We start from the raw sequence: 24,303 nt of genomic DNA, 5'->3' as shown, positions 1-24,303 counted from the left end.
CCATCACTCTTTTCCGATCAATCTTTTCGGAAGCGGAGAAGGGTCATCATCCCCAAAGGAGGTAACCGCTGTTCTTCGATAAGCGTGAGTTGAGGTACTTGCATGATCCTGCTCCGATCAAAATCGGAATGCCATCCAAGCCAGTCAGCAAATGGCGCCGCTGCGCGCTCAATCAGCGTCAAAGCCTTTTCGCCAGCTGCATCCCGTGCGAAGTGGTTGACCACCACAACCGTCCCGCCCGGACGAAGGACCCGTGCAATTTCCGACATTACACGCTCAGGCTCGGGCACCACGGACAGAATGTGCATTGCGCTGACATGGTCGAAACTGCCGTCGCCAAACTCCATCGCGCGTGCATCCATGAGAAGCAACTCTTCGACATGTCTGAGAGACAGTTCGTCGACCTTCTTCTGCGCCTTCGCCAACATCTCTGCACTGGCGTCAATTCCAGTCACAAGCACCTCTGGCCGGTAATTGGGCAAGGAAAGACCAGTGCCCACCCCAACCTCAAGGATCCGGCCACCTAGACCATTCAGAACATCCGCTGCGCGTCGCCGTCCATGCCCAGTGATCGCCCCGAATGTTCTGTCATAGATGGGCGCCCAACGGGCATAGGACTTACGAACCGCTTGGATATCCATTCACACCACACTCCTTAACGACTTGGCACTTCGGCGCCAGAGTACAATGATTGCAATAAGATAAACGATATCAAGCAACATCAGCGTGACCCAAGGATAGGTCAGGAGTGACGCCATGAGGGCAACCGAGCCAACGAGAATAAAGCGCGCATTCTCGGCATAGATCCGCACGCCCTTGAAGCTGGGGGTCGGCATTCGAGAAATCATCAAAGCCCCGACAAATACCATCCAGATTGCGATGGCAAAGGCCGGCGGCTTGAGTTCTGGACCGAACGCGTAGGTCAGATAGATGGGACCAAGAGCAAGCATCGCACCCGCGGGCGATGGCACACCGACAAACCCATTTGGTTTTTCCTCGGCATCAGAAACACGCTGGCCAACGTTGAAACGTGCAAGTCGTAGCATACAGCAGACCGCATAGATCAGCACGGCAATCCACCCCAGAGAAGTGTCTGCCCGCATGCCCCAATAATAAAGGACAAGGGCTGGCGTCACTCCGAAATTCACGAGATCACACAGGCTATCCAATTCTGCCCCGATCGCACTTTCGGACTTCAGCATCCGCGCCAAACGACCATCAATCCCGTCGAGGGCAGCTGCCAAACCGATAAGGCCCACCGATAGGCCAAACTGCCCTTCGACGGCCATTCGGATTGCGGTCAAACCAGAGCAAAGCGCGAGGATAGATATAAGGTTCGGCAAGAGCTGCAGGATGTGCATCCTGCGCCGGGGAGCCTGTGCATGATCGTCGTCGCTCATTCGACCAGACCCACAGCCGCTGGCAGTTCACGCCCCAAAACCGCAATCACGGTTTCACCGGCAACCATCGTCTGCCCTAGTGCGACCTGCGGATGAACACCTTCCGGAAGATAGACGTCAAGGCGCGAACCGAAACGGATCAAACCAAAGCGTTCGCCGGTGCGCACGCTCTGTCCTTCACTAACCCACCACATGATCCGGCGGGCGACCAAGCCAGCAATTTGGACGACAGCAATTTGGCGACCATCTGCAAGGTCAATTCGCAGTGAATTGCGTTCATTATCCTCAGACGCCTTGTCCAGGGAAGCATTCAGAAATTTCCCGGGTCGATAGGACATTGCACCAATCGTTCCGGCAACAGGGGCTCTGTTCACATGGCAGTTGAAGACCGACATGAACACCGAGACACGCGTCAGCGCTTCTGGCCCCATTCCCAATTCTTGTGGCGGGACTGCCTTTTCGATCAGTGAGATAACCCCATCCGCAGGCGAAACGATCAATCCCGCGCCCTGCGGCACTGCCCGCTTTGGATCACGGAAGAAGTAATAGCACCAAACCGTCAGGCCCATCCCCAGCCAGCCCAGCGGATCCCAAATCAGGAACAGAACTAACGAGATCGCCGCAAAGATCGCAACAAACTTTCGGCCTTCGGGATGCATCGGCTTTATGAATGTGTCGGTCATCTTCATCGCAGGTCTGGTCCTTTCAACCACAGGTCGAGGTCGTAGCTTTTGCCTGCCAGTCTGGCAAACAAAAACGACGCATCAGAAAACAAAAACGTCAGGCGGAAAGCCTTTTGCCTTCCGCCTGTGCAATTGTCCTAAACCTGTCTGCTTAAAAGGCCAAGGGGGGCCTCAAGCGGGGATGGCCATGCCCTTCCCCTTGGCAAGTTCGCGCATCTTTTCCTGCAGTTTCTCAAAGGCACGCACCTCGATTTGCCGAATACGTTCGCGGCTCACCCCGTAGCTTGCGGACAGGTCTTCCAATGTCACGGGCTCGTCAGCCAAGCGACGTTGCATCAGGATGTCTCTCTCACGCTCATTCAGAACTGACATCGCTTCGACCAGCATCGACCGGCGCGCATCCATCTCGTCTTGCTCGGCATAGGCTTCAGCCTGATCGCTATCTTCGTCTTCTAGCCAATCCTGCCACTGAGCGCCGCCATCTTCAGACCCAACGGTCGCATTCAAAGACGCATCCGAACCCGAAAGTCGGCGGTTCATTTCCACGACTTCGTTTTCAGAAACTGAAAGATCCTTTGCGATCTGGGCAAGGTTCTCCGGGCGCAGGTCACCATCCTCAAGCGCGCCGACCTTTGCTTTGGCTTTGCGCAGATTGAAGAACAGTTTCTTCTGTGCCGAAGTCGTTCCCAGCTTTACCAGGCTCCACGACCGCAAAATGTATTCCTGAATAGCGGCACGGATCCACCACATGGCATAAGTAGCCAGGCGGAAGCCTTTTTCGGGGTCAAACCGTTTTACGGCCTGCATCAACCCGACATTCGCTTCCGAGATCACTTCGGCCTGCGGAAGCCCATAACCGCGATAACCCATCGCAATCTTGGCGGCCAAGCGCAGGTGTGACGTGACCAGCCTGTGCGCAGCGGTGCTGTCCTGCCGCTCGACCCAAGCCTTGGCCAGCATGTATTCTTCTTCCGGCTCAAGAAGCGGAAACTTCCGGATTTCCTGCAAATACCGGTTCAAGCCCTGTTCAGGACTTGGTGCGGGAAGGTTCGTATAGGTGCTCATTCTTTGCCCCCTGTCTTACCCCGGTGCCATCAGCCCCCGAGGGACTGCCAAACCTAAGGATCGTGACCCCAAGTTGCAAGTGCCGGGGCCTATCACATCTTTCTTAACGTTGGATCAATGCATTTCCGACGAAAGAAAGAAGGTTTGTGACGGGCCAATCACAGGAATGTCAGCGCTACCGCTTATTTCAGGGCTCGGAGTGCGTCCAGCAAACTCGACATGTCCTTAGGCAGCGGACTGGTGAACTCCAGTCTTTCGCCGGTTACCGGATGATCGAACCCCAACGTCGCTGCATGTAGGGCTTGCCGAGAAAAACCATTTCCCATCTCTGCGGCGACTTCGCCGACGGCTCTGGAAGATAGTTTCCGCTTTCCGCCATAAGTTTCATCGCCCAACAGACCGTAGCCTGCATAGGACATGTGCACCCGGATCTGATGAGTGCGACCGGTTTCTAACCAGCATTCAACCAAGGCCGCCTGATCCGCGAATGCCTCCAGCACTCGAACACGGGTTACAGCATGCCGTCCATCTTGCCAGACCACTGCCTGCCGCTGGCGATCCGTCTTGTGACGCGCCAGAAGGGTTGCGATCTTGATGATCCCACCCGCTTCAAAACTGACGCCCTTGATCCCGCGCAGGCGCGGGTCCGCCGCATCCGGAAGCCCGTGGACGAGCGCGATGTAATGCCGGGTGACACTGTGCCGTTCGAATTGTGCGGCCAAGCCGTGATGCGCCCGATCCGACTTTGCAGCCACCAACAGCCCGGTCGTGTCTTTGTCGATACGATGCACGATACCCGGTCGACGCTCACCACCTATCCCAGACAGGCTGTCGCCGCAGTGATGCAGAAGGGCATTGACCAAAGTACCCGAAGGCGACCCTGGCGCGGGGTGAACCACCATGCCAACGGGCTTGTCGATGACAATCAAATCAGCATCTTCATAAACCACGTTTAGAGGGATGTCCTCGGCCAAGGTCTCAACACTCTCGGGAGGTGCCAATCGCAAGACCACTTCGATACCGCCGTCGATCTTTGCCTTCCCGTCAGTGACCGCCACACCTCCGATCAGGACATCTCCATCAGCGATCATTCGCGACAGTCTTGTTCGCGAAAGAGCCGCTTCCTCTGGAACTGCACGGGCAAGCACCTTATCAAGTCTATCGGCAGGGCCGTCCGGAAGAAGGACAGTCAGGGTTTGCGCCTCAATGCCATCCTCGCCGCTTTCATCATCGCCGTCATCGTATAGGCCCGCCATGGACACTACTCCCGCTCCCGAAAGCTTGCCGCCCTCGCTCGCCTTTCTGAAATGGTTGGTGATCGTCTTGATGGTCACCATGATTGTCGGTGTCATAACCGTGGTTGGCTTGCTTGTCACCCGGATGCCGGGCGCATCGACCGAACCTTTGCTGCCATCTGAAATCAAACTGTTGAACGGCGCGACTGCAGTTGCTGTGACAATGCATGCCGATTGGATCGCGGTCGTCACATCAGACAATCATATCCAAATCTTCAACCATGACGGCTCTTTGCGTCAGGAATTAGAGATCATGTCAGTGGCCGAATAAAGTATTCGGCATCAATGGATAAGATGCCAGTTCTTCGTAAAAGGGTGTCTTGCCGCCCAGATGGCTTTGCCAAAGCGTAACTTCCTGCACTTCCCAAGCCGGGCTGGAAAAACTGGCGCCAAGCGCAACGGCTCTTTCAAGGCGCATTGCCTCCTCTTTTGGCGGTGGGGAAAACCGTCCCAAGGTCACATGCGGCACAAAGCGGCGATGTTCCACAGTACAACCCGCCTGCCGCGCAAGACGTTCGACCTTGGCCTGCAAGTTCGTCAAAGGATCACTTTGGCATACCCCGGCCCAAGCGGCTCGCGGCCGATCTGACCCGAACAAACCCAAGCCGGAAAGCGAAAGCTGAAACTTTTCCGCTTTTAGGGTCAAGAGTGCCTCATGTGTTGTCTCCAGCACATCGGGATCGATTTCGCCAAGAAACGCCAAGGTCAAGTGAAACGCCTCGGGAAGTACGCGACGTGGAAGTGGCAAGAGAAACTGCTGCACAGCAAGTGCAGATCGAACGTCGTCAGGTATCGCAATGCCAATAAACGAGCGTATCACAGCGGAAACTCCCGCTGCGCCAACGTTGCCAAACGTCTTCGGATTTCTTCCCTGACAACGCCTTCCCGGGGGGAATCCCGCAGGGTCGTCAAAAGCTGCGGGTCGGGTGGCGGTCTGCCACCACCGCCCCAACCGAGGGACGAAAGAACTTTTGTTGCTTCGGTCGGCAGTCGATCCGGGATCTCAAACCCAGCGAGAACCGCCCAAAGGGCTGTCCAACAGCGCCCGACGGTCCACGGATTATAGCCGCCTCCCCCCAACAGTAGAAATCGCGCCGTTAAAGGACGCAGCGCGCGCAGGACTTCAATATGAGCGTTGTTGGACAAAGCAAGTCGCGCCAGCGGGTCTTCCTCAACTCCATCCGCTCCGGCCTGCAAAACAATGACATCTGGCTGAAACGCCTCGACCCTCGGCAAAATCAGTTCGTGCAATGCTGCCCGCATCTCGCTGTCATTGAACCCGCGTGGAACGGGCAGATTAAAGCAGTTGCCTCCACCATGATCATTCAGCGCGCCGGTCATAGGCCAGCGATTTTCCTCATGCGTCGAAATCAACAACGCGTCACTATCCCCGGCGAAGGCGAATTGCACGCCATCACAATGGTGCGCGTCGATGTCGACATAGGCGATCCGTCGCAATCCCAGCCTGCGAAAAGCAAGCATGGCAAGGACAGGGTCGTTCATATAGCAGAAACCATTCGCCCGATCAGGCATCCCATGATGTGTTCCACCGCCCGGAACGTGGATCGCGCCCGGCGTCTGAGCCAAAAGCTCTGCCGCTAAAAGAACGCCCCCAACACCGGTTGCCGGTCGCGAATAAATCTGCGGGAAGATCGGGTTCGACAAGGTGCCAAGCTGGTGCCGGCTTTTCTCCTCGGCACTCAAATCGCCGGTCTGTTCTGCCTTTTTCAGGGCCGTTACATAATCAGAACTATGCCAAGCCGTCAGCGCAGCGGGCTTTGCGGTTGGGCTGGACCGAAAACGTCCTGAAGGCAGCCACCCAAGGGCGCGGGACAGGTCCATGACTGTCGAGACGCGCGGAACCCTTAGGGGGTGATTTGCGCCATAGGATGAGCCACGGTAAATCTCTGACCCGATAAAAAGCGGCCCGGTCAGTTGAGCAGCGGCTCGATCTTCGAGACAATTGCCTTGGACTGAGGCTTCACCGATGATCCCCATGTTCCCACCACTTCACCGTCTGGCCCTAACAACACCTTGTTGAAATTCCATCCCGGCGTAAAGCCATGCTCAGCCGCAAGCCATTTGTAAAACGGATGCGCCTCACTGCCCTTCACATGGGTGATTTCAGTCATGGGTATGGTTAGATCGAAGTTGACGGCACAGAATTCTTTGACTTCCTCAGCAGACCCGAGTTCCTGCCGGAAATCATCTGACGGGATGGCAAGAACGACCAATCCACGCCCTGCAAACTCGTCATGAAGGGCTTGAAGTCCGTCATATTGCGGCGTGAATCCGCAAAGCGAGGCCGTGTTGACCACCAGCACCGGGTTTCCCTGCCAGTCCTCCAACGCCATCGTGCCGCCATCTATAGAGTCAAACGTGAACCCTTTGCTCGCCGCGAAGGCAGCGCCGGCAGCAGAGCTTAGAAAAAGGGCAATCACAGTTGCGATTTCGACGCGCTTGGACATTTGGCGATCTCTCTACTGATTGCTTTAGAACTAGGCCCAATTTCCAAATCGGCAATCCTGTTGGCCGAGCGACTGTAAACTTTTAAAAATCTATGTCATATTTCTGAAAAGCCCGCATCTGAGACCGCTCAGAGCACCAACTTACAGGCAAGCCCTTGAAGGAAGTCAAAGAGACAGACGACGACGGAAACGCGACCGAGCGCTACAGCCAGCATGGTGCTATGTGCTGGCGTTTGAAACGCGGCTCTGTGGAAGTTCTTCTGGTCACCAGCCGCGACACCGGGCGTTGGGTCATCCCAAAGGGATGGCCATGCAAATCGCTTCCTGCCCCCCAGTCCGCTGCCAAGGAAGCGTGGGAGGAAGCTGGCGTCGAAGGGGACGTCAGTACGGAACCCTTGGGAACCTACACCTACCCAAAGCGACGCACCCCATTGCCACCGCTGCCGTGCTTGGTCACGGTCTTTCCCCTACATGTCAGCCGTTTGGCCGAAAAATTCCCTGAGCGAAAGCAGCGCAAGCGCAAGTGGTTTTCCGCCAAGAAAGCAGCCAGACTTGTCGATGAGCCAGAGCTGAGAGAAATCCTTGCCAATGTTCAGGGGAAAAGCGACCTGTTAGCCAAGATCAGCCAGAAAGCGTGATGGCCCATAGTCATAGACCCGGCTTGTAATTTGGTCCAAACTGGCTAAATCCCGCTTTGATCTTCTGACATTCCTCGGAAAAGCCCAATGATCAAATACGCGCTTAAATGCGCCAGATCACATGAGTTTGAAAGCTGGTTCCAATCCGCCAGTGCCTTTGACGCATTGCTTGCGCAAGGGCATGTAGGATGCCCCGTTTGCGGCGAGACACAAGTGGAAAAGCTTCTGATGGCCCCTGCCGTTCGCCCTGCACGTGCGGCGGCGCAAACCTCGGCAGATGAACGTCCAAGCCTGCAAAAGCCCGCGACAGAGGTCGAAACCGCATTGGCTGCAATGCGCGCCCAAATCGAAGCGAATTCTGATTATGTCGGCGTGAATTTCGTTGCTGAAGCCAGGAAGATGCACGCTGGCGATGCGCCAGAGCGTTCGATTTACGGTGAAGCCAAACCCGAGGAAGCGCGAAAGCTGATCGAAGACGGCATTCCGGTCGCGCCCCTTCCCTTCCTTCCCAAACGCAAATCGAACTAGGCTCGAAAATGGGGGAGAAAGGCAGGAAACCTGCCTTTCTTCCTCCGGGCCCATACGAAATCCTATTTTCCGAACTTGCCGCGAAGTGCGTCAGCAAAGGCATTGCTGCCTGAAGAGCTTGCCGAAGGGGCAGAAGACATTTTCGGTGCATGCTGTTTGGCGGCGGGTTTGCTTGCGCGATCGGCTTGCCGCTCTTTCACGTTTTCCCGCGCTTCAGATGTGTCCTTCTTCATCGAAAGACCAATGCGCTTGCGTGCGACATCAACTTCAACCACGCGAACTTGTACCACATCGCCTGCCTTGACCACTTCATGCGGGTCTTTGATGAACCTGTCGGCCAATTGGCTGACATGAACCAATCCATCCTGATGCACGCCGATATCCACAAAGGCCCCAAAGGCCGCCACATTGGTAACCGTGCCTTCCAGCATCATGCCCGGTTTCAGGTCGGTGATCTCGTCAACACCTTCGGCAAAGGTCGCGGTCTTGAAGCTGGGCCGTGGGTCGCGCCCCGGCTTTTCCAATTCGCTCAGAATATCTTTCACCGTCGGCAGACCAAACCGATCATCAATGAACTTTCGCGGGTCCAGCCGTTGAAGGGCCGCGCTGTCGCCCATCAGGCTGCGAATGTCGCGCCCGCAATCTGAAACGATCTTGCGCACCAGATCATAGGCTTCAGGGTGGACAGCACTTGAGTCCAGCGGTTCCTTTCCGTCAGGGATCCGCAAAAAGCCCGCGGCCTGTTCAAAGGCCTTTGGCCCCAAGCGGGAAACTTTCAGCAGATCGCGCCGGGTTGCAAAGGGGCCGTTCACGTTACGATGTGCGACAATAGCATCGGCGAGCCCCGTCCCCAAACCGGAAACCCGCGCAAGCAGCGGGCTAGAGGCGGTATTCAGATCAACCCCAACCGCGTTCACGGCATCTTCGACCACCGCATCCAATTGACGCGCCAGACGTGTCTGGTCCACATCATGCTGATACTGACCGACTCCAATAGATTTTGGCTCGATCTTGACCAATTCCGCCAACGGGTCTTGCAGTCGACGGGCAATCGAAACCGCCCCGCGCAAAGAAACATCAAGCTCAGGGAATTCCTTTGCCGCCAGTTCCGAAGCGGAATAGACCGAAGCCCCGGCCTCGGAAACGATCACTTTCGTTGGCTTTGCAGCGCCAGCAGGCAAGTGCGCCAGCAAATCACCGACCAGCTTTTCCGTCTCGCGGCTTGCCGTGCCGTTGCCAATCGCGATCAGTTTGACCCCATGGCTTCCGATCAACCGCGCAAGGGCGATCTGAGCACCGCGCAAGTCGTTCTTGGGCTGGAATGGATAGACTGTATCCGTGGCAACCACCTTGCCCGTGGCATCGACAACCGCAACTTTCACACCTGTCCGAATGCCCGGATCAAGCCCCATCGTCGCTTTCCCACCCGCCGGGGCGGCCAATAGCAAGTCCTTCAGATTGCGCGCAAAAACGTTGATCGCCTCGGCCTCTGCCCGATCACGAAGCTCCGACATCAAGTCCAGCGTCAGCGAGGTCTTTAGTTTTACCCGCCATGCCCATGCCGCCGCGTCGCGCAGCCAGCGGTCACCTGCCCCGGCCCCCGACGCATTCAACGACGCTGCCGCAGCCCGTTCCGAAGGACTTTCTCCCCGCGGTGCATCAGCATCAACTTCCAGATCAATCAGAAGGACGCCTTCATTGCGCCCCCGGAGCATCGCCAGGACACGATGGCTGGGAGCGGTTTCCCAGTTTTCCCGGTGGTCAAAATAGTCACTGAATTTGGCACCTTCAGCCTGCTTTCCGTCTACCACCCGCGCCGCCAGAACGCCTGCCTTTTTCATATGTTCACGAAGGCGGCCCAGCAGGCTGGCATTCTCGCTCAGGCCCTCGGCCACGATATCCCGCGCGCCTTCCAAGGCCGCTTTCGTGTCGGGAACATTTTCGGAGATATAGGCCTTTGCCAATTGCTCCGGCTCGGCAAAACGATCGGCAAGAATGGCGTCGACCAAGGGCTGCAAGCCGTTTTCCCGCGCAATCATCGCTTTGGTCCGGCGCTTTGGCTTGTAGGGCAGGTAGATGTCTTCCAATTCCGCTTTTGTAACCGCCTTCGACAGCGACAAGGCGAGTTCGTCGGTCAGTTTGCCCTGTTCGGTGATGGATTGCACAATGGCGACCCGCCGTGCTTCCATCTCTCGCAGATAAGCCAGTCTTTCCGAGAGGTTACGCAACTGGGTATCGTCCAGCCCACCCGTCACCTCTTTACGGTATCGGGCGATAAACGGCACTGTCGCCCCCTCATCCAACAGCGCAACGGCCGATGCAACCTGTTGAGCCGAAGCACCGATTTCGTTGGCGATAGTAAGGGCGATGCGGCGGCTGGTTTCGGGCGTCATTGTTTGTCCTTGGTCAGTTCGGGATCGGGACAATAGCTGGGGAGCCAGCCGAGGAAAAGGGTCACGCGAAGCTATTCAAGGCGCTTCGCGCCGGCACGCGCAGCGAGGCCGTGCGTCCACGGAGTAACTGAAAACGCCATTCGTCTGTACGTTGGACATTCACAAAGCACTTTAACGAACCTGAATTCAGACCCGATAAACGCGCCGAGCCGTGTCGACGCCCAGTGATCGTTGTTCGTCAGCCGAAAGGTCGCGACACAACTCCCGCGTCAGATCAATCCACTCTGGCAGGCTGGCATTAATGTCGACCACAGGCCAATCTCCGCCCCAGAGCGTTCTTTCCGGGCCAAAACAGGCAAGCAAATGATCCGTGTAAGGTCGAAGCATTTCCGCCGTGACGGGCCGCGCCGCGCAATTTGTCGGAATACCCGAGAACTTTATGTAAAGATTGGGAAATTCTGCCAGACGCTTTAGGCTTTCTGCCCAGGACGCGAAGGCCCCCGAGGCGATGTCGGGGTTGCCGCAGTGATCGAGCACAAAAACCTGATCCGGGCAGGCCATTAGCAGATCCTCGGCAAGTCCGTGCTGACGCGCGAAGAAGCAAAGGTCAAAAGGCAATCCCTTTCGGCCAATTTTCCGAAGATTGCGCCGGAAGGTTTCAGACTGCGAGATGGCCTCATCAACAACGTGCAGGATGCGGCGAAAACCGACAACATGTAGGCGATCACATTCCTCGATCCACGCATCAAAGCCTTCATCCAGCTCTGGTCTGCACGAGGCAATCTGGCCCAACATGCCACCCTGCCCGACCAAACCGGCAACGTAGCGCGCCTCTGCCTGATAATCGGCATCGTCAACTCCGGCCTCCATAAAGACCGTTCCGATAAAGCCCTTATCGCGCGTTAGCGCCGCGTAATCCTCTGGCGTAAAAGCCTTTTCCGCCAAAGCCGGAATGCCGGCCGTCCAGGAATATCCCAGACGACCGCGCAGGATCAGATGCTGATGTGTGTCAATCAGCTGCATGGTCAGTCGGCGATGACGTCCTGCCGCTGCTGGCCCAGACCTTCGATGCCAAGTTCCACGACTTCGCCGGCTTTCAGGTAACGCGGCGGCTTCATCCCCATGCCGACGCCGGGCGGAGTGCCGGTCGAAATCACGTCGCCGGGATGAAGCGTCATGAACTGCGACAAGTAGCTGACGACGTGAGCCACACCGTAAACCATTGTCTTTGTTGAACCATTTTGCATGGTCTGGCCATTCACGGTCAGCCACATCTTCAGGTTCTGCGGGTCCGCCACTTCATCGCGGGTGACCAGCCATGGGCCGATCTGGCCAAAGTTGTCGCAGCTTTTGCCCTTGGTCCATTGACCGGCGCGTTCAGTTTGGAAGGCGCGTTCCGAGACGTCGTTCGACACGCAATACCCGGCGACATAGTTCATTGCGTCGGCTTCCGAGACGTATTTTGCCTTGGTGCCTATGATGACACCCAACTCAACCTCCCAATCGGTCTTTTCAGACCCGCGCGGAATGATGATCGGGTCATTCGGACCACAGATAGCGCTTGTCGCTTTCATAAAGATTACCGGTTCGGGCGGCACGGCCATTCCGGATTCTGCTGCGTGGTCGGCATAGTTCAAACCGATACAGATGAATTTTCCGGTTCCTGCCACACAGGCCCCAAGGCGCGTATCAGCTTGAACTACGGGCAATTTTTCCGCCTCGATACCGCGAAGGGCCGAAAGCCCCGCGTCGGAAAGCACAGCGCCGCCGATGTCGGGGACAATGCCTGTCAGGTCACGGATGGTGCCATCGGAATGCAAAAGACCGGGGCGTTCAGCGCCGCGAGGGCCATGGCGAAGTAGTTTCATGGGTCGTCCTTTCAGGTATTGCTCCAGCCACCGTCGATCACATGCGCGACCCCGGTGACAAAGGCGGATTCGTCTGAGGCGAGAAACACGATCAGACCTGCGATATCTTCAGCTTGTGCAAGCTTTCCAGTGGGTTGGCGGGCGAGGAAGGCTTTTCGCGCGGCCTCGTAATCGCCACTGGCGCGCATTCTGTCGTTCAGGCTGGGGGTGTCAACCGTGCCGGGACAGATGGCGTTGCAGCGGATGTTTTTGCCAATGAAATCAGCGGCCAAGGCTTTGGTCATGCCGATCACGGCGGCCTTTGTGGCGCCATAAACAAAGCGGTTTGGCGCCGCGATTATCGAAGAAGCGACAGAAGCCATATTGATGATAGAGCCCCCGCCCGCCGCGATCATGACCGGCAAAAAAGCCTTGTTCATCCGATACATAGCCTTGACGTTCAGATCGAAGGAAAAGTCCCATTCGTCTTCGGAACAATCGAGGATCGTGCCATTTGCGACAAAGCCCGCGCAGTTGAAAAGTACATCCACCGCGCCCAGCTCTGCCGCCAAGGCCTGAACGGCACCAGTGTCGCGCACATTCAGAACGCGGGTCTCAAGCCCTTGATCAGAAAGGGCTTGCAGCGCATCGGCGTTGATATCCGTGGCGATCACACGGGCGCCTTCGCGGGCCATGGCAAGGGCCGATGCCCGCCCGATCCCCTGCCCTGCCGCCGTCACCAGCGCCGTCTTTCCTGCTAGTCTTGCCATCGTTTTTTCCTGTCTGCCTTCTGTACACCCCCTGTACACCCCCCGTGCAGACAGATTGCTGACGCCGGAAAGGACAGAGGGCGACGATCACATCACCGCGCCAATCTGCCAAGGCACGAATTCGGCCCCGCCAAAACCAAGCGCTTCGGATTTCGTTTGCTCACCACTGGCCACACGAATGAACATCTCGAACAACTCGCGGCCCTTCTCTTCCAGACTGACGCCCTGATCAATGATGTCGCCCGTGTTCAGGTCCATGTCTTCTTCCATGTGCCGGAACATTTCGGAATTGGTGGCGACCTTGATGCAGGGAACAGGTTTGTAGCCGGAAACCGAGCCACGCCCGGTGGTAAAGACGATCAGGTTGGACCCAGAGGCGATCTGGCCCGTCACCGAGGTTGGGTCATAGCCGGGGCTGTCCATAAAGACGAAGCCCTTTTTCGTGACCTGTTCGGCGAAAAGATAAACGTCTTCCAGCGGGGCCGACCCGCCCTTGGCAACCGCACCCAAGGATTTTTCAAGGATCGTGGTCAAGCCGCCGCGTTTATTGCCGGGGCTGGGATTGTTGTTCATCTCGCCTTTGTTGCGGGCGCAGTAATCTTCCCACCACAGGATGCGGTCGATCAGCTTTTGCCCGACCTCGGGCGTAACCGCCCGGCGGGTCAGCAGATGTTCGGCGCCGTAGATTTCCGAGGTTTCGGACAGGATCGTGGTGCCGCCATGAGCGACCAGCAGGTCAGAGGCAACGCCCAGCGCCGGGTTTGCCGTGATGCCGGAATAGCCATCGGACCCGCCGCATTGCATGCCGATGACCAGTTCGGACACGGGGATGGGTTCTCGGGCATAGGCATTGGCGACCTCGGCCATTTCGCGCAACGCTTCGATCCCGCGTTCGACGGTGCGGCGGGTGCCGCCGGTTTGCTGAATGGTCATATGGCGGAAGTTGTTATCGGCCCGCATCCGGCCTTTGCCGACCAGATCGGGGATTTGCAGCACTTCACAGCCAAGGCCGACCAGCAGGATGCCGCCGAAATTGGGGTTGCGGGCATAGCCTTGCAGGGTGCGCATCAGGGTCTGATAGCCCTCATCCGTGCCGGACATGCCGCAGCCCGAGCCATGCGCGATCGGCACGATGCCATCGACGTTCTTCAGCGCCTTGAACCAGTCGGTCTTTTCGGCCTCTTCCGCGATGAACCGGGCGACCGAGCCAGAGCAGTTTACCGAGGTCAGCACGCCAAGATAATTGCGGGTGCCCGCTGTGCCATCGGGGCGGCGATAGCCCATGAAGGTGCGCTGTTCGCTGGGTTTGGGCAAAGGACGGACTTCGGAAGAAAAGGCGTAATCCTGTGCATGGTCCGACATGGCGATGTTGTGGACATGGACATGCGCGCCCTTGGCAATGTCTTGCGTGGCAGCGCCGATGATCTGGCCATAGCGACGGATGTTCTCGCCCGTGGCAATGTCACGGTTGGCGAATTTATGGCCGCGCGCGATGCGCTCGGTTGTGGTGACGCCAAGGTTTTCGGTTCCCGGCAACAGATCGGCCAAGGCGATATCGACATTGTCATCAGCGTTCAGACGAATGGAGATGGGCATGGAAAACCTTTAGGAATGCGGGGCAAGGGTCGAAAGGGCACGGTCGAGATGGGTGTAACCGCCATCAACAAACAGCCATTGGCCAGTGGTATGACCAGCTTTGGGGGAGAGCGAAAAGACCACGGTGGCGGCCATTTCGGTATCAAGCGTCATCCGCGCCTCAAGCGGGATGCGGGCGGTGATTTCGGCCAGCTTCGCCTCGGGATCGGGGAGTGTATCCAGCCAGCGGCGGTAAAGCGGCGTCATCACTTCGGCCGGGATGACCGCATTGACGCGGACGCCATCGGCGGCAAAGGCCGCGGCCCATTCGCGGGTCAGGCCCAGTTGCGCCGCCTTGGCCGCGACATAGGCCGAGGTGCCGCCCTGCCCGGTGACAGCGGTTTTGGAACTGATGTTGACGATGGCGCCTTTGCTGGCGCGCAGATCGTCGCGCAAAAGGTGGGTCAGCGTGTAATAATGGATCAGGTTTTGTTCCAGCGAGGCGCGAAACGCCTCGGGGCCGGCATCAAGGCCCACGCCGTCATTGGCGCCAGCATTGTTCACAAGGCCGTAGATCGCGCCCCATTTCGCACGGGTCTGGTCAACCGCCGAGCGGCAGTTGTCATCGCGCGAAAGATCGGCGTGCACCCAGCCCGACCGGGGGGAGAGTGCGGTGAGTTTGGCCAGAAAATCGTCAGATGGGGTCGAGCGGGCGAAGATGACAGGCACCGCCCCTTCTTCGGCCAACGCCATGGAGATCGCGGCCCCGATGCCCGAGGCCCCGCCGGTGACGATGACGGTTTTGCCCTGAAGGCCCAGATCCATTCTTGTCTTCCTTTTTGGTTGGGCGGCCCCACTGTCGTGGAACGCGCAGGGCCGCCCGGGTTTTCCCTTGGGAGGGATCTCAGTCGTAAAGAACCGCAGCCACCTGCGGGTCATTCATGTTCGTGGCGTCGTACCAGTAGTAGCCGGTGTCGACGACCTTCGGCAGGGTTTCGCCCTTCAGCGCCTTGGCAAGGCTGTCTACAACGCACTGGCCGATGCCGACCGGGTTCTGGGTGATCGAACCGAGCAGGGTGCCATCCATGATGGCGTCCTTTTGGGTCTTGCCCGAGTCGTAGCCGATGGCGACGACCTGCGAACCGGTTTCCTTTTTGGCAACGGCGAGGCCGATGGCTGCGCCTTCGTTCGAGGCGAAGATGCCCTTCAGGTTCGGATAAGCCTGCAGGGTGGCCTTGATGTCGTCAGCCGCTTTCAGAGCATCGTTGGCATATTTGATGTCGACGATGGTGATGTTGGGATATTTTTCCTGAATGCGGTTCACGAAGCCATCGCGACGGCCGATGCCCGTGGCCGAGGTCTGGTCGTGGATTTCCAGCGCGATTTCACCTTCGCCGCCGATGGCTTCGGCCATCTTGTCGGCAGCCGCGCCGGCTGCGTTCAGGTTGTCGGTGGTGCAGGTGGTCAGCGGCAGGTCGCTTTCCACGCCCGAGTCGAAGGCGACGATCGGGATGCCTGCATCAGCGGCCTTTTGCAGGGCGGGAACCTGAGCTTGGCTGTCCAGAGCGGCGAAGCCGAGACCGGCTGGCTGCTTGGCGATGGCGGCGTTCAGGATGTCGGTCTGCTTGTCGATTTCGGCTTCGGTGTTCGGGCCTTCGAAGGTGATGGTCACGCCATTGCGGGCAGCGGCTTCTTCCGCACCGGCCTTTACAGCCTGCCAGAACTGGTGGCTGAAGCCCTTGGCGATGATTGGGAAATAGGTTTCGGCCTGAGCCGAGGCAGCAAACATGCCCGCCGTCAGCGCGATGACCGAGGTCAACATAGTCTTTTTCATTTGTGTTCTCCTCCCTGGGAACGTTGGTAAAGGCGTTTAGCCTTCGCTGGTTGGGGGGGCGTCTTGATGGCGCCCGTGCCCGGTTTCATGCCTTCTTGCGAAGCACGATATCGACGTAGACGGCCACGATGATGATGAGACCGGTTACGACAATCTTCCATTCCTCCTGCACCCCCATGACCCGTAGGCCATTGGTCAGGACAGACATGATAAAGGCGCCGATGATGGTGCCAGTGATGCTGCCCCGCCCGCCCGAGAGCGAGGTGCCGCCAATGACGGCTGCGGCGATGGCATCGAGTTCATAGCCAAGCCCGAGCGCAGGCTGGGCCGAATTCAGGCGCGACGAGACCAAAAGACCCGCAACACCGCAGATCATGCCGCTGATCGCATAGGTGATGATTTTCCAGCGGTCGACATTGACGCCCGACAGACGCGCGGCCTCTTCGTTTGACCCCAACGCAAAGATGTATCGCCCGAGGACCGACCGCGTCAGCACGATAGAGGATATGATCGCCACGACAAACATGATGATGACGCCATTCGGGATCTCAAGCCCCGGGATCAGATGGGTGATCGAGCTTTCGGACGAGATGTAAAGATAGCTGGGCGTCGAGTTGAAATAGATCGGCTTTGCGCCCGAAAACACCAGCGCAAGGCCGCGGGCAATCTGCATCATTCCCAGCGTGGCGATAAAGGGCGGGATTTTCATCTTGGCGATGGCGGTGCCGGAAATGGCCCCCATGATGCCGCCGCCCGCGATGGCCCCGAAGATGCCGAAGGGCAAAGGCAGACCTGCATTGGTCAGGATCAGGCCCGAAAACACGGCGGTCAGCGTCATCATGGTGCCGACGGAAAGATCAATGCCGCCCGAGATGATGACAAAGGTCACAGCGACCCCCAGCACCCCGTTCACGGCCGTGGCCTGCATGATGTTGACCATATTGTTCCACGCCGCGAAATTCGCCGCGAAAATGGAGAAGAACATCAGCAGGCTGACCAGCACAACGAAGGCAACGGCCTTTTGCAAGGTCGCGGTCGTCAGCACTCCGGGTTTGGCTGTGGCGACGGTCTGGCTTTGAGTGTTGGACATGCTCTTGTCTTTCTGTTCAGGCAGCGGAAGCCTGACGCTTGGTCGCAAGCGTCATGATCTCTTCTTGTGTCGTGGTCTTGCCGTCCAATTCCCCCGTGATCCGGCCTTCGCACATGACCACGACACGATGAGACAGCCTCAGGATCTCTGGCAGTTCGGACGAGATCACGATGATCGCCTTTCCTTCAGCCGCGAGGCTTTCCAGCAGGCGGTAGATTTCGGCTTTTGCGCCCACGTCGATGCCGCGCGTGGGTTCGTCGAAGATCAGGATGTCGCAATCACGCAAAAGCCATTTCGCGATGACGACCTTTTGTTGATTGCCGCCGGAAAGGAGGCGGGTTTCCTGCTCGATAGAGGGGGTCTTTACCTTCAGTTTCGCCACATATTCGCGGGCAACCGTGCGAAGATCATTGTCACGCATGAAGCCGAGTTTTGACCGGAAGCGATCCCATGACGCCATCGTTACATTGTCGCGCACCGACATGCCCGTCACGAGGCCGAAATGTTTGCGGTCCTCGGACAGATAGGCAATGCCATGACCGACGGCGTCTTTGGGCTGGTCGATCTTGACCTTTTTGCCGTGGATCTGGATTTCCCCCGAGTCGATCGGATCGGCGCCAAAGATGGCCCGCGCGACTTCGGTGCGCCCTGCCCCCATAAGCCCGGCAAAACCAAGGATTTCGCCCTTGTTCAGCGAGAAGTTCACATCGCGGACCGCGCGCCCCCGGTTCAGCCCGGTTACGCGCAGCACTTCTTCCGACGTGCCCGCGCCTTCCGCCCGATGCACATCGGCCAATTCGCGCCCGACCATCAGTTGAATGACGGTGGCCATCGGCGTTTCCGCAGCAGGAAGCGTGTCGATATAGGCGCCGTCGCGCATCACCGTGACGCGGTCGGCGATCCTCTTTACCTCATCCATCTTGTGGGTGATGTAGATGATGCCCACGCCCTTGGATTTCAATTCGTCGATGATGGTGAAGAGGTGGGCGACCTCGGTGTCGTTCAGGGCGGAGGTCGGTTCGTCCATGATCAGGACCGAGGCGTTGTAGGACAGGGCCTTGGCGATTTCGACCAATTGCTGACGGGCGACGGTCAAGGTGCCAACCTCGGTATCGGGGGCGATATCGACCTTCATGTGATTGAAGATGGCGGCCGCATCCTTGTTCATCTGGGCTTCATCCGTGAACATGCCGAAGGTGCGGCGCGGTTCGCGGCCGATGAACATGTTCTGCGCGACCGTCAGATCGTTCATCAGGGCGAGTTCCTGATGGATGATGCCAATCCCAAGCGCCTGAGCCTCTTGCGGGCCGTCGATGGTCACCTGCTTGCCCATGACTTCCAGTGTGCCGCCATCGGGCTGGTAGATGCCGGACAGAATTTTCATCAGCGTGGATTTGCCCGCGCCGTTTTCGCCCATCAGCGCATGGACCTCGCCTGCGACCAGATTGAAATGCACGGATTTCAGCGCGTGAACACCCGGGAAATGCTTGTCGATTGCGGTCATCTTGACCAATTCGGTCATGGCTGGCCTCCGGTTTGGATAACGACCTTGATCAGGGTCTCTCGGTCTGAGACGAGTCGCGGGAATGCCTCTGGCAGATCGGCCAAGGATAGCGTGGACGAGATGATCTTGGCGCCATCAATCTTGCCCTCGGCCAAGGCCGACATGACGGTCTGGAAATCCTCGGCGGTGGCGTTGCGGCTGCCCATCAGGGTCATTTCGCGCTTGTGAAATTCAGGGTCTGCAAAGGAGATGTTGTCCTTGACGACCGAGACGAGGACATAGGTGCCGCCATGGGCCACATGAGCAAAGCCTGCCTCAATGGCGCGGGCATTGCCGGTGCAGTCAAAGACCACATCAAAGCCATCGGCAGGCAATTCTGCGTCCGGCCCCAGCAGTTCGTGAAAACCGAAGTCTTGCATCGCCGCAAGCCGCTTTTCCGACATGTCGCGCAGCGTGACATGGCCGCCGCGCAACCGTGCGAAAAGCGCCGTGCCAAGGCCGATGGGCCCTGCCCCGGTGACAAGCACGCGATCACCCGCGCCAAGTTGCGAACGCCGCGCCGCATGGGCACCGATGGCAAGAAACTCGGTCAGCACGATCAGATCGGACGGCATCTGCGCGGCGTCATACAGATTGCCCGCAGGCACGGCGATACGGGCGCAAAGTCCACCATCGCGATGCACGCCCAAAACCGAGATCCTGGTGCAGCAATTCGGTTTGCCCTTGGCACAGGCGGTGCAGGTTCCACAGGACACATAGGGGTTGATCGCAACCGCCTGCCCCTTTTGCCAGCCCTCTGCTGACAGGGCGATGTGGCCGGAAAGTTCGTGCCCGATGACGCGGGGATATTCAAGGAACGGATGCTTGCCCTCGAAGATATGGTAATCGGTGCCGCAAAGGCCGACGCGGTCGATATCCACCAAGACCCAGCCCGAAGGTGCCTCGGACGGCACGGCACGAGGCTCCAGCTCAAACTGACCCGGAGCCATACAGGTTCCGCACAGCATTGTTGCTGCGGCGCCGCCGTCCATAGATCGTCCTCCCTAACCCTCTGTCCGACTCTGCGGCCGGATCCTCCATTGCCGACACCATGAAGGCACGAAAAGGGCTTGCCAACTGTTTTTAATTTTTTAGATCATAAATACAGTTTACGGTGGGTCAGCCGCAGTGGGAGAGGACGAGGTTTGGCACGAAGCGATACGAGATTTCGGCAATCTTTCAACGACTTGCTGAAAACTCTTCAGGAAGGGACGGTTGGTGCCACTCTGCCGTCGGAAGTGAAGCTGGCAGAGCAACTTGGCGTTTCGCGCACCGTGGTGCGGGCCATTATGGCACGATTGGCGGAAATTGGCGTGATTGAAATCGATGGGCGAAACAAACGCCTTTTGCGCGCGCCGAATGCCAAGGACAGCCTCTCCTTGCGGGAGGATTACATCGGTCGTGAAGAGCTGGAGAGCCGATTTCTGGATTGGGTTCTGCGGTTTGATGTGCCTGCCGGCACGACCCTGAATGTGACGCAACTAGCCCGTCAGTTTAACGTGCTGCCCTATCAATTGCAGGAATTTCTGGCGAGCCTTTCGCAATCGGGGCTGGTGGAGCGTCGGCCACAAGGGGGGTGGCTTCTGGTCGGCTTCACGGCCGATTACGCGATTGAGCTTTCGGAGTTTCGCGAGGTTCTTGAACTCAACGCGCTATCAACGCTGATCGCACTTCCGAAAACGCACTCCGTTTGGGGAGAACTGGAGACGATCAGGACAGAACATCTTGACCTCTTGGCACGCATCGAAACCGATTTTCACGACTTTTCGCCGCTGGATGGGCAATTTCATAGTCTGTTGAATTCGGTGGTGAAGAACCGCTTCGTGGCTGAGTTTCAAAAGGTGATCAGCCTGATTTTCCATTACCATTATCAATGGGACAAAGCCTTGGAACGGCATCGAAACGAGGCCGCCATTCGCGAGCATTTGCAGATCATCAACGCGCTGGCAGAACGTGACAAACCCACCGCCATGGCCGCTGCGCGGGCGCATTTGACCACATCGAAGGAAACGCTGTTGTCATCACTGCGCGATCACAAGCTGGCCTGAATGTCCTACCTGACAGTCAGGGCTGATGCAGCGTGAGCTTGGTTCGGTCCCCATCAAGGGAGAGGTCAAGCACATCGAAATCTGTGCGGATGTCACGATCAAATATCTCTCGCGACAGTGGGTTTACGAAATAACGTTCTATCCGGTTGCCGATGCCGCGCCCGCCTTCGAAGAAATCTTCGATGCAGAGGAAGCGAAGCGTTTCGCGGGCCTTTGGGTCGATGTTGACCGCGATCCCGCGTTCGATTTTGACCGCCTTGATTACCCGCGCAAGGATGGCGTCAAAGATTTCAAGCGCGGCCTCGCCGGACAGGAAGTCGAAGACGATGATATTCGGTCCGATCCGGTTCAGCAGTTCGGGCCTTTGCAGCTTTCTGCGGAAATGGTCACGGATGGCCGACTGAATTTTGTCCTCCAGTTCCTGATGACTGTCTGAGGGCAGGATATTCATGCCGAGGTTGGTCTCGCTTGATCCGCTCATCACGCCGATATTCGAGGTGAAAATGATGAGCGCCTCAGAAAAATGAGCGGTAGCACCACGGGCATCGGTCAGGCGGCCTTCGTCGATGATCTGAAGGAAGATGTCGAGAACGCGAGGATGAGCCTTTTCCACCTCGTCAAAGAGAAAAACGCTGAAAGGGCGGTGCAGCGCGGCGTTTACCAGCTCGCCCCCACGGTCATGGCCGGGATGACCCGGGGGCGCGCCGATCAGACGGGTGACGGCCGCCTCTTGCATGAATTCCGACATATCGAACCGATGACATGCGGTTTCATCGCCGAACAAGAGTTCTGTCAGAGCCTTGGCAAGCTCGGTCTTGCCGACACCCGTGGGACCAGCGAAGAACATCACGCCGCGCGGCTTGGAATGGCGCGCCCCGCTTTGCGCCCCGGACAAGCCGACAAGCGAACGCGAGAGGATATCGACGGTACGTTCAAGCGCGTGGTCTTGCCCCTTGATCCGCTGCCCAAGCAGGGATTGCGCATGGCGGACCCGGTCGGCAAGCACCTGAGAGCCCCAAGGATTGCGGCGCAAACCGGTGCGGTAGATGCGGATTGCATCTGAAATATGGGCGAGACTGATGCCTTCGAACCGGGCCACCGTGGCGATGGCGCGCATGGCAGACAGGGTTTCCCCATCGCTTTCAAGGGCGAATTGTTGAAGCGCCCATTGGCGCCCCGGATCGTTGCCGCCACTTTCGATTCCCGTGTCTCGGGCAAGGCGGTCAGCAAAGTGAAAGCGGGCCTCGAGATCGGGCAGATCAATATTGACCTCGCGCAGGGCGGAATTGCCGATCGTGAACCACGCTGGAAGATCGCCGATCTCGTCGGCCAGCCAGACGGTCACGCAGCGAGAGGGAGAAATCTGCGCGTCCTTTTCCGTGGCATAAGAGAGCTTGTCGATCGCAACGAAAAAGGAGTCGAGATCGGCATCGTCGCCTGTGGCCAGATGCGAGGCGTAGTCGACAACAAGCGCAACCGATAGATCAGGGCGCGCAGCAAGTCGGGCGTGAATGTCTTTAAGTTGGTCAAGGGGCGACACCCAGCCCTTTGCCGGATCTTCGGCGAGAAAGGCCGAAACCGCATCGCTGATCGCCCCGACCGAGCTGAGACCATCGACGGGGTCGAAGCGCAAGATGGAGGTTGCCTCTTGCCCCTCGGCACGCGTCAGGCGGGCAATGGCCCCGAAGGCATCGACAAACTCGACCGAATGGCCAGCCCACACCGGGTAAATGTCACGGATATTGCCCGTCAAAACCAGGTGGCGGGCGTAAAGCCGGGCCGAAGTGAATTCTTCGAACCATGCGGGCGGTTCATGAGCGACGGCAGGTGTGGACGCCTGTTTCCAGAATGCCAATGCGTTATCCCTGATTTTGTGGCACGCCCCTTTGTTACACCGAGGCTCGGTTCAAAGACATGCGCAAAATTGTCCTCCGGCGCAGTCAAAGGCCGGAGGCCGTGCGACCATCGCCCCGACCGGTCCTAGAAATCGTACATCACATTGATGCGGGCGACATATTTGGGGACGTCGCCAGTCAGGCGGTCACCAGCATGCAATACCGTATCGCGGTTCGATCCATGCCGGAAGAACAGGGAGCGCCCGGTTTTCGGGGTGACTGTGGCCCGCAGTTCCCCCTGATCGTAAAGGGTGGTGCTGCCGCCCTGCAAACCGTCCTCTGCACCATTCAGGTAAAGAAGCATCGTCAGCATGGAATGCGTGCCCGCCCATTGCACCATGGACGACCCATCTTGAGACAGTCCAAAGCCGGGCCAATCGCCATCAATATGAAGGTTGAATTCATCGCCCTTATCATAGCGATAGGTGTTGATCCGATGGCTTAGAAGCGGTGAAAGCTTTCGGCCATCAATCTCTTGCGGGAGCAAAGGAGCAACGCGGCGGTAAAGCTCTGCCATGACCATCTTTGGGGCGATCCAATGCACCGTCTTGTTGCGGCGCATCCCGGGCGGCGTGTTGATGCCCGGTGCTGCATCGCGAAACCCAAGTGCCTCGGTCACGGCGATCAAGTGGGCGCATTCCTCACGCGTGGCGACGTCCTCAAGGGTAAAGGCAAGCTTGCCACCCAAGTCGACCTCTTCACGATGCGGTTGCGGGGCGTTTTCTGGCCGAAGAAGGTCTGGCAGGTCCACCGCGTAGATCGGTGTGTCTTCCTCATAGCCACCATCAGGCAACGTACCTGTCAGGCGTGCAACGACTCGGGCATGGTCAAGGATCGGTTTCTGCATATCAGCCCCCATTCGAGCCAAGCGCTTACACAAAATTGCCGAATTGGCAATATTTTTTGACCAATATCAGCGATAGGCCGCTCCAGAACTGAGGAATGACAAATGGGAACTACGACACAAGCCCACCTGCGCCCTGAAGACGTGGCAAGCGTGCGATCAACTGTATCGGGAGTCGGTGCAGAGCGCGCCACGGAAGCTGCAGGAAGAGTGGGGACGCCCTTACTCTTAAAATCGCCTTCCTCGACCTTTCTGATAAATCTTCACGGCGCGGAGAAGCGGATGTGCCTGGGGGCATTGGTACGGAATTTTGCAGCAGAACAATCAAACCAAATTTCGTAACGGGTGCCACCGACAACAATCCTACAGATTACTTGAAAGTTACCG

General features: G+C 57.9%; 24 protein-coding genes. 4 read left to right on the top strand and 20 right to left on the bottom strand.

From position 1 onward, the window contains the following. Positions 1 to 17 precede the first annotated feature (17 nt). The 5 genes from ACSBLW_RS00815 to ACSBLW_RS00795 form a co-directional block, all read right to left on the bottom strand. Entirely contained in the window at positions 18 to 641 is a 624-nt protein-coding gene (locus tag ACSBLW_RS00815; RefSeq protein WP_435258358.1) for a class I SAM-dependent methyltransferase, read from the bottom strand. After that, positions 642 to 1,400 (bottom strand): CDP-diacylglycerol--serine O-phosphatidyltransferase, encoded by a 759-nt coding sequence (gene pssA / locus ACSBLW_RS00810; RefSeq protein WP_435258357.1) that lies wholly within the window; start codon positions 1,398 to 1,400, stop codon positions 642 to 644. Further along, positions 1,397 to 2,113 carry a phosphatidylserine decarboxylase gene (locus ACSBLW_RS00805; RefSeq protein ID WP_435258356.1) on the bottom strand — a complete coding sequence of 239 codons (717 nt, stop codon included), beginning with the start codon at positions 2,111 to 2,113 and terminating at the stop codon, positions 1,397 to 1,399. Before ACSBLW_RS00805 ends, pssA begins: the two co-directional genes overlap by 4 nt. Positions 2,114 to 2,254: 141 nt before the next feature. After that, a complete protein-coding gene (gene rpoH, locus ACSBLW_RS00800) occupies positions 2,255 to 3,148 on the bottom strand; it encodes an RNA polymerase sigma factor RpoH (RefSeq protein ID WP_435258355.1) in 894 nt (297 codons plus the stop codon). A gap of 182 nt (positions 3,149 to 3,330) precedes the next feature. Continuing rightward, positions 3,331 to 4,404, bottom strand: a complete 1,074-nt coding sequence (locus tag ACSBLW_RS00795; RefSeq protein WP_435258354.1) for an RluA family pseudouridine synthase — start codon at positions 4,402 to 4,404, stop codon at positions 3,331 to 3,333. Between ACSBLW_RS00795 and ACSBLW_RS00790 the strand changes: the two genes are divergently transcribed. Next, positions 4,403 to 4,714 (top strand): DUF6476 family protein, encoded by a 312-nt coding sequence (locus ACSBLW_RS00790; protein WP_435258353.1) that lies wholly within the window; start codon positions 4,403 to 4,405, stop codon positions 4,712 to 4,714. The two genes, ACSBLW_RS00795 and ACSBLW_RS00790, sit on opposite strands and share 2 nt — an antisense overlap. Here the strand turns inward: ACSBLW_RS00790 and thpR are convergent. Genes thpR through ACSBLW_RS00775 form a run of 3 tightly spaced genes read right to left on the bottom strand, consistent with a single transcriptional unit; the run spans position 4,700 to position 6,911 of the window. Beyond that, a complete protein-coding gene (thpR, locus tag ACSBLW_RS00785) occupies positions 4,700 to 5,263 on the bottom strand; it encodes an RNA 2',3'-cyclic phosphodiesterase (RefSeq protein WP_435258352.1) in 564 nt (187 codons plus the stop codon). The genes ACSBLW_RS00790 and thpR overlap by 15 nt on opposite strands. After that, positions 5,260 to 6,441 carry an acetoin utilization protein AcuC gene (locus tag ACSBLW_RS00780; protein ID WP_435258351.1) on the bottom strand — a complete coding sequence of 394 codons (1,182 nt, stop codon included), beginning with the start codon at positions 6,439 to 6,441 and terminating at the stop codon, positions 5,260 to 5,262. The genes thpR and ACSBLW_RS00780 overlap by 4 nt, the downstream gene beginning before the upstream one ends. Further along, positions 6,375 to 6,911 carry a glutathione peroxidase gene (locus tag ACSBLW_RS00775; RefSeq protein WP_435258350.1) on the bottom strand — a complete coding sequence of 179 codons (537 nt, stop codon included), beginning with the start codon at positions 6,909 to 6,911 and terminating at the stop codon, positions 6,375 to 6,377. The genes ACSBLW_RS00780 and ACSBLW_RS00775 overlap by 67 nt, the downstream gene beginning before the upstream one ends. A gap of 155 nt (positions 6,912 to 7,066) precedes the next feature. Between ACSBLW_RS00775 and ACSBLW_RS00770 the strand changes: the two genes are divergently transcribed. Together ACSBLW_RS00770 and ACSBLW_RS00765 are read left to right on the top strand one after the other, a co-directional pair. Continuing rightward, positions 7,067 to 7,549, top strand: coding sequence for an NUDIX hydrolase (locus ACSBLW_RS00770; protein ID WP_435258349.1), 483 nt, complete (start codon positions 7,067 to 7,069; stop codon positions 7,547 to 7,549). An 87-nt stretch (positions 7,550 to 7,636) separates the two neighbouring features. Beyond that, positions 7,637 to 8,077, top strand: coding sequence for a DUF1178 family protein (locus ACSBLW_RS00765; RefSeq protein WP_435258348.1), 441 nt, complete (start codon positions 7,637 to 7,639; stop codon positions 8,075 to 8,077). Between the two features lie 62 nt (positions 8,078 to 8,139). On the opposite strand, the gene ACSBLW_RS00760 is transcribed toward ACSBLW_RS00765, so the two are convergent. From ACSBLW_RS00760 to ACSBLW_RS00715, 10 genes are all read right to left on the bottom strand, one after another. After that, positions 8,140 to 10,470: a Tex family protein gene (locus ACSBLW_RS00760; protein ID WP_435258347.1), complete on the bottom strand. Its 2,331-nt coding sequence runs from the start codon at positions 10,468 to 10,470 to the stop codon at positions 8,140 to 8,142. A 186-nt stretch (positions 10,471 to 10,656) separates the two neighbouring features. Further along, positions 10,657 to 11,493: an amidohydrolase family protein gene (locus tag ACSBLW_RS00755; RefSeq protein ID WP_435258346.1), complete on the bottom strand. Its 837-nt coding sequence runs from the start codon at positions 11,491 to 11,493 to the stop codon at positions 10,657 to 10,659. Between the two features lie 2 nt (positions 11,494 to 11,495). Next, the gene (locus ACSBLW_RS00750) at positions 11,496 to 12,338 is read right to left on the bottom strand and encodes a fumarylacetoacetate hydrolase family protein (RefSeq protein ID WP_435258345.1); all 843 of its coding nucleotides are present in this window, start codon (positions 12,336 to 12,338) and stop codon (positions 11,496 to 11,498) included. 11 nt (positions 12,339 to 12,349) lie between these two features. Further along, positions 12,350 to 13,087: an SDR family oxidoreductase gene (locus tag ACSBLW_RS00745; protein WP_435258344.1), complete on the bottom strand. Its 738-nt coding sequence runs from the start codon at positions 13,085 to 13,087 to the stop codon at positions 12,350 to 12,352. Positions 13,088 to 13,174: 87 nt separating this feature from the next. Beyond that, positions 13,175 to 14,683 carry a UxaA family hydrolase gene (locus tag ACSBLW_RS00740; protein ID WP_435258343.1) on the bottom strand — a complete coding sequence of 503 codons (1,509 nt, stop codon included), beginning with the start codon at positions 14,681 to 14,683 and terminating at the stop codon, positions 13,175 to 13,177. 9 nt (positions 14,684 to 14,692) lie between these two features. Then, a complete protein-coding gene (locus ACSBLW_RS00735) occupies positions 14,693 to 15,487 on the bottom strand; it encodes an SDR family oxidoreductase (RefSeq protein ID WP_435258342.1) in 795 nt (264 codons plus the stop codon). A 79-nt stretch (positions 15,488 to 15,566) separates the two neighbouring features. Then, positions 15,567 to 16,496: an ABC transporter substrate-binding protein gene (locus ACSBLW_RS00730; RefSeq protein WP_435258341.1), complete on the bottom strand. Its 930-nt coding sequence runs from the start codon at positions 16,494 to 16,496 to the stop codon at positions 15,567 to 15,569. 85 nt (positions 16,497 to 16,581) lie between these two features. After that, on the bottom strand, positions 16,582 to 17,586 hold the full coding sequence (locus ACSBLW_RS00725) for an ABC transporter permease (RefSeq protein ID WP_435258340.1): 1,005 nt from the start codon (positions 17,584 to 17,586) through the stop codon (positions 16,582 to 16,584). A 16-nt stretch (positions 17,587 to 17,602) separates the two neighbouring features. Next, complete coding sequence (locus ACSBLW_RS00720) at positions 17,603 to 19,108, bottom strand: sugar ABC transporter ATP-binding protein (RefSeq protein ID WP_435258339.1); 1,506 nt, start codon at positions 19,106 to 19,108, stop codon at positions 17,603 to 17,605. Then, the gene (locus tag ACSBLW_RS00715; protein WP_435258338.1) at positions 19,105 to 20,121 is read right to left on the bottom strand and encodes a zinc-binding alcohol dehydrogenase family protein; all 1,017 of its coding nucleotides are present in this window, start codon (positions 20,119 to 20,121) and stop codon (positions 19,105 to 19,107) included. The genes ACSBLW_RS00720 and ACSBLW_RS00715 overlap by 4 nt, the downstream gene beginning before the upstream one ends. Positions 20,122 to 20,316: 195 nt before the next feature. On the opposite strand from ACSBLW_RS00715, the gene ACSBLW_RS00710 reads away from it, so the two are divergent. After that, entirely contained in the window at positions 20,317 to 21,177 is an 861-nt protein-coding gene (locus ACSBLW_RS00710) for a GntR family transcriptional regulator (protein ID WP_435258337.1), read from the top strand. A 16-nt stretch (positions 21,178 to 21,193) separates the two neighbouring features. Here the strand turns inward: ACSBLW_RS00710 and ACSBLW_RS00705 are convergent, their stop codons facing one another. Beyond that, on the bottom strand, positions 21,194 to 23,032 hold the full coding sequence (locus ACSBLW_RS00705; RefSeq protein WP_435258336.1) for an AAA family ATPase: 1,839 nt from the start codon (positions 23,030 to 23,032) through the stop codon (positions 21,194 to 21,196). A gap of 125 nt (positions 23,033 to 23,157) precedes the next feature. After that, positions 23,158 to 23,919, bottom strand: coding sequence for a 2OG-Fe(II) oxygenase (locus tag ACSBLW_RS00700; RefSeq protein WP_435258335.1), 762 nt, complete (start codon positions 23,917 to 23,919; stop codon positions 23,158 to 23,160). Positions 23,920 to 24,303 lie beyond the last annotated feature (384 nt).

The organism is Thioclava sp. FR2 (genome assembly GCF_051200875.1).
Taxonomy (GTDB): domain Bacteria; phylum Pseudomonadota; class Alphaproteobacteria; order Rhodobacterales; family Rhodobacteraceae; genus Pseudotabrizicola.
The sequence above is the reverse complement of the archived record's forward strand: the minus strand, read 5'-3'. Positions and strand labels throughout refer to the sequence as shown.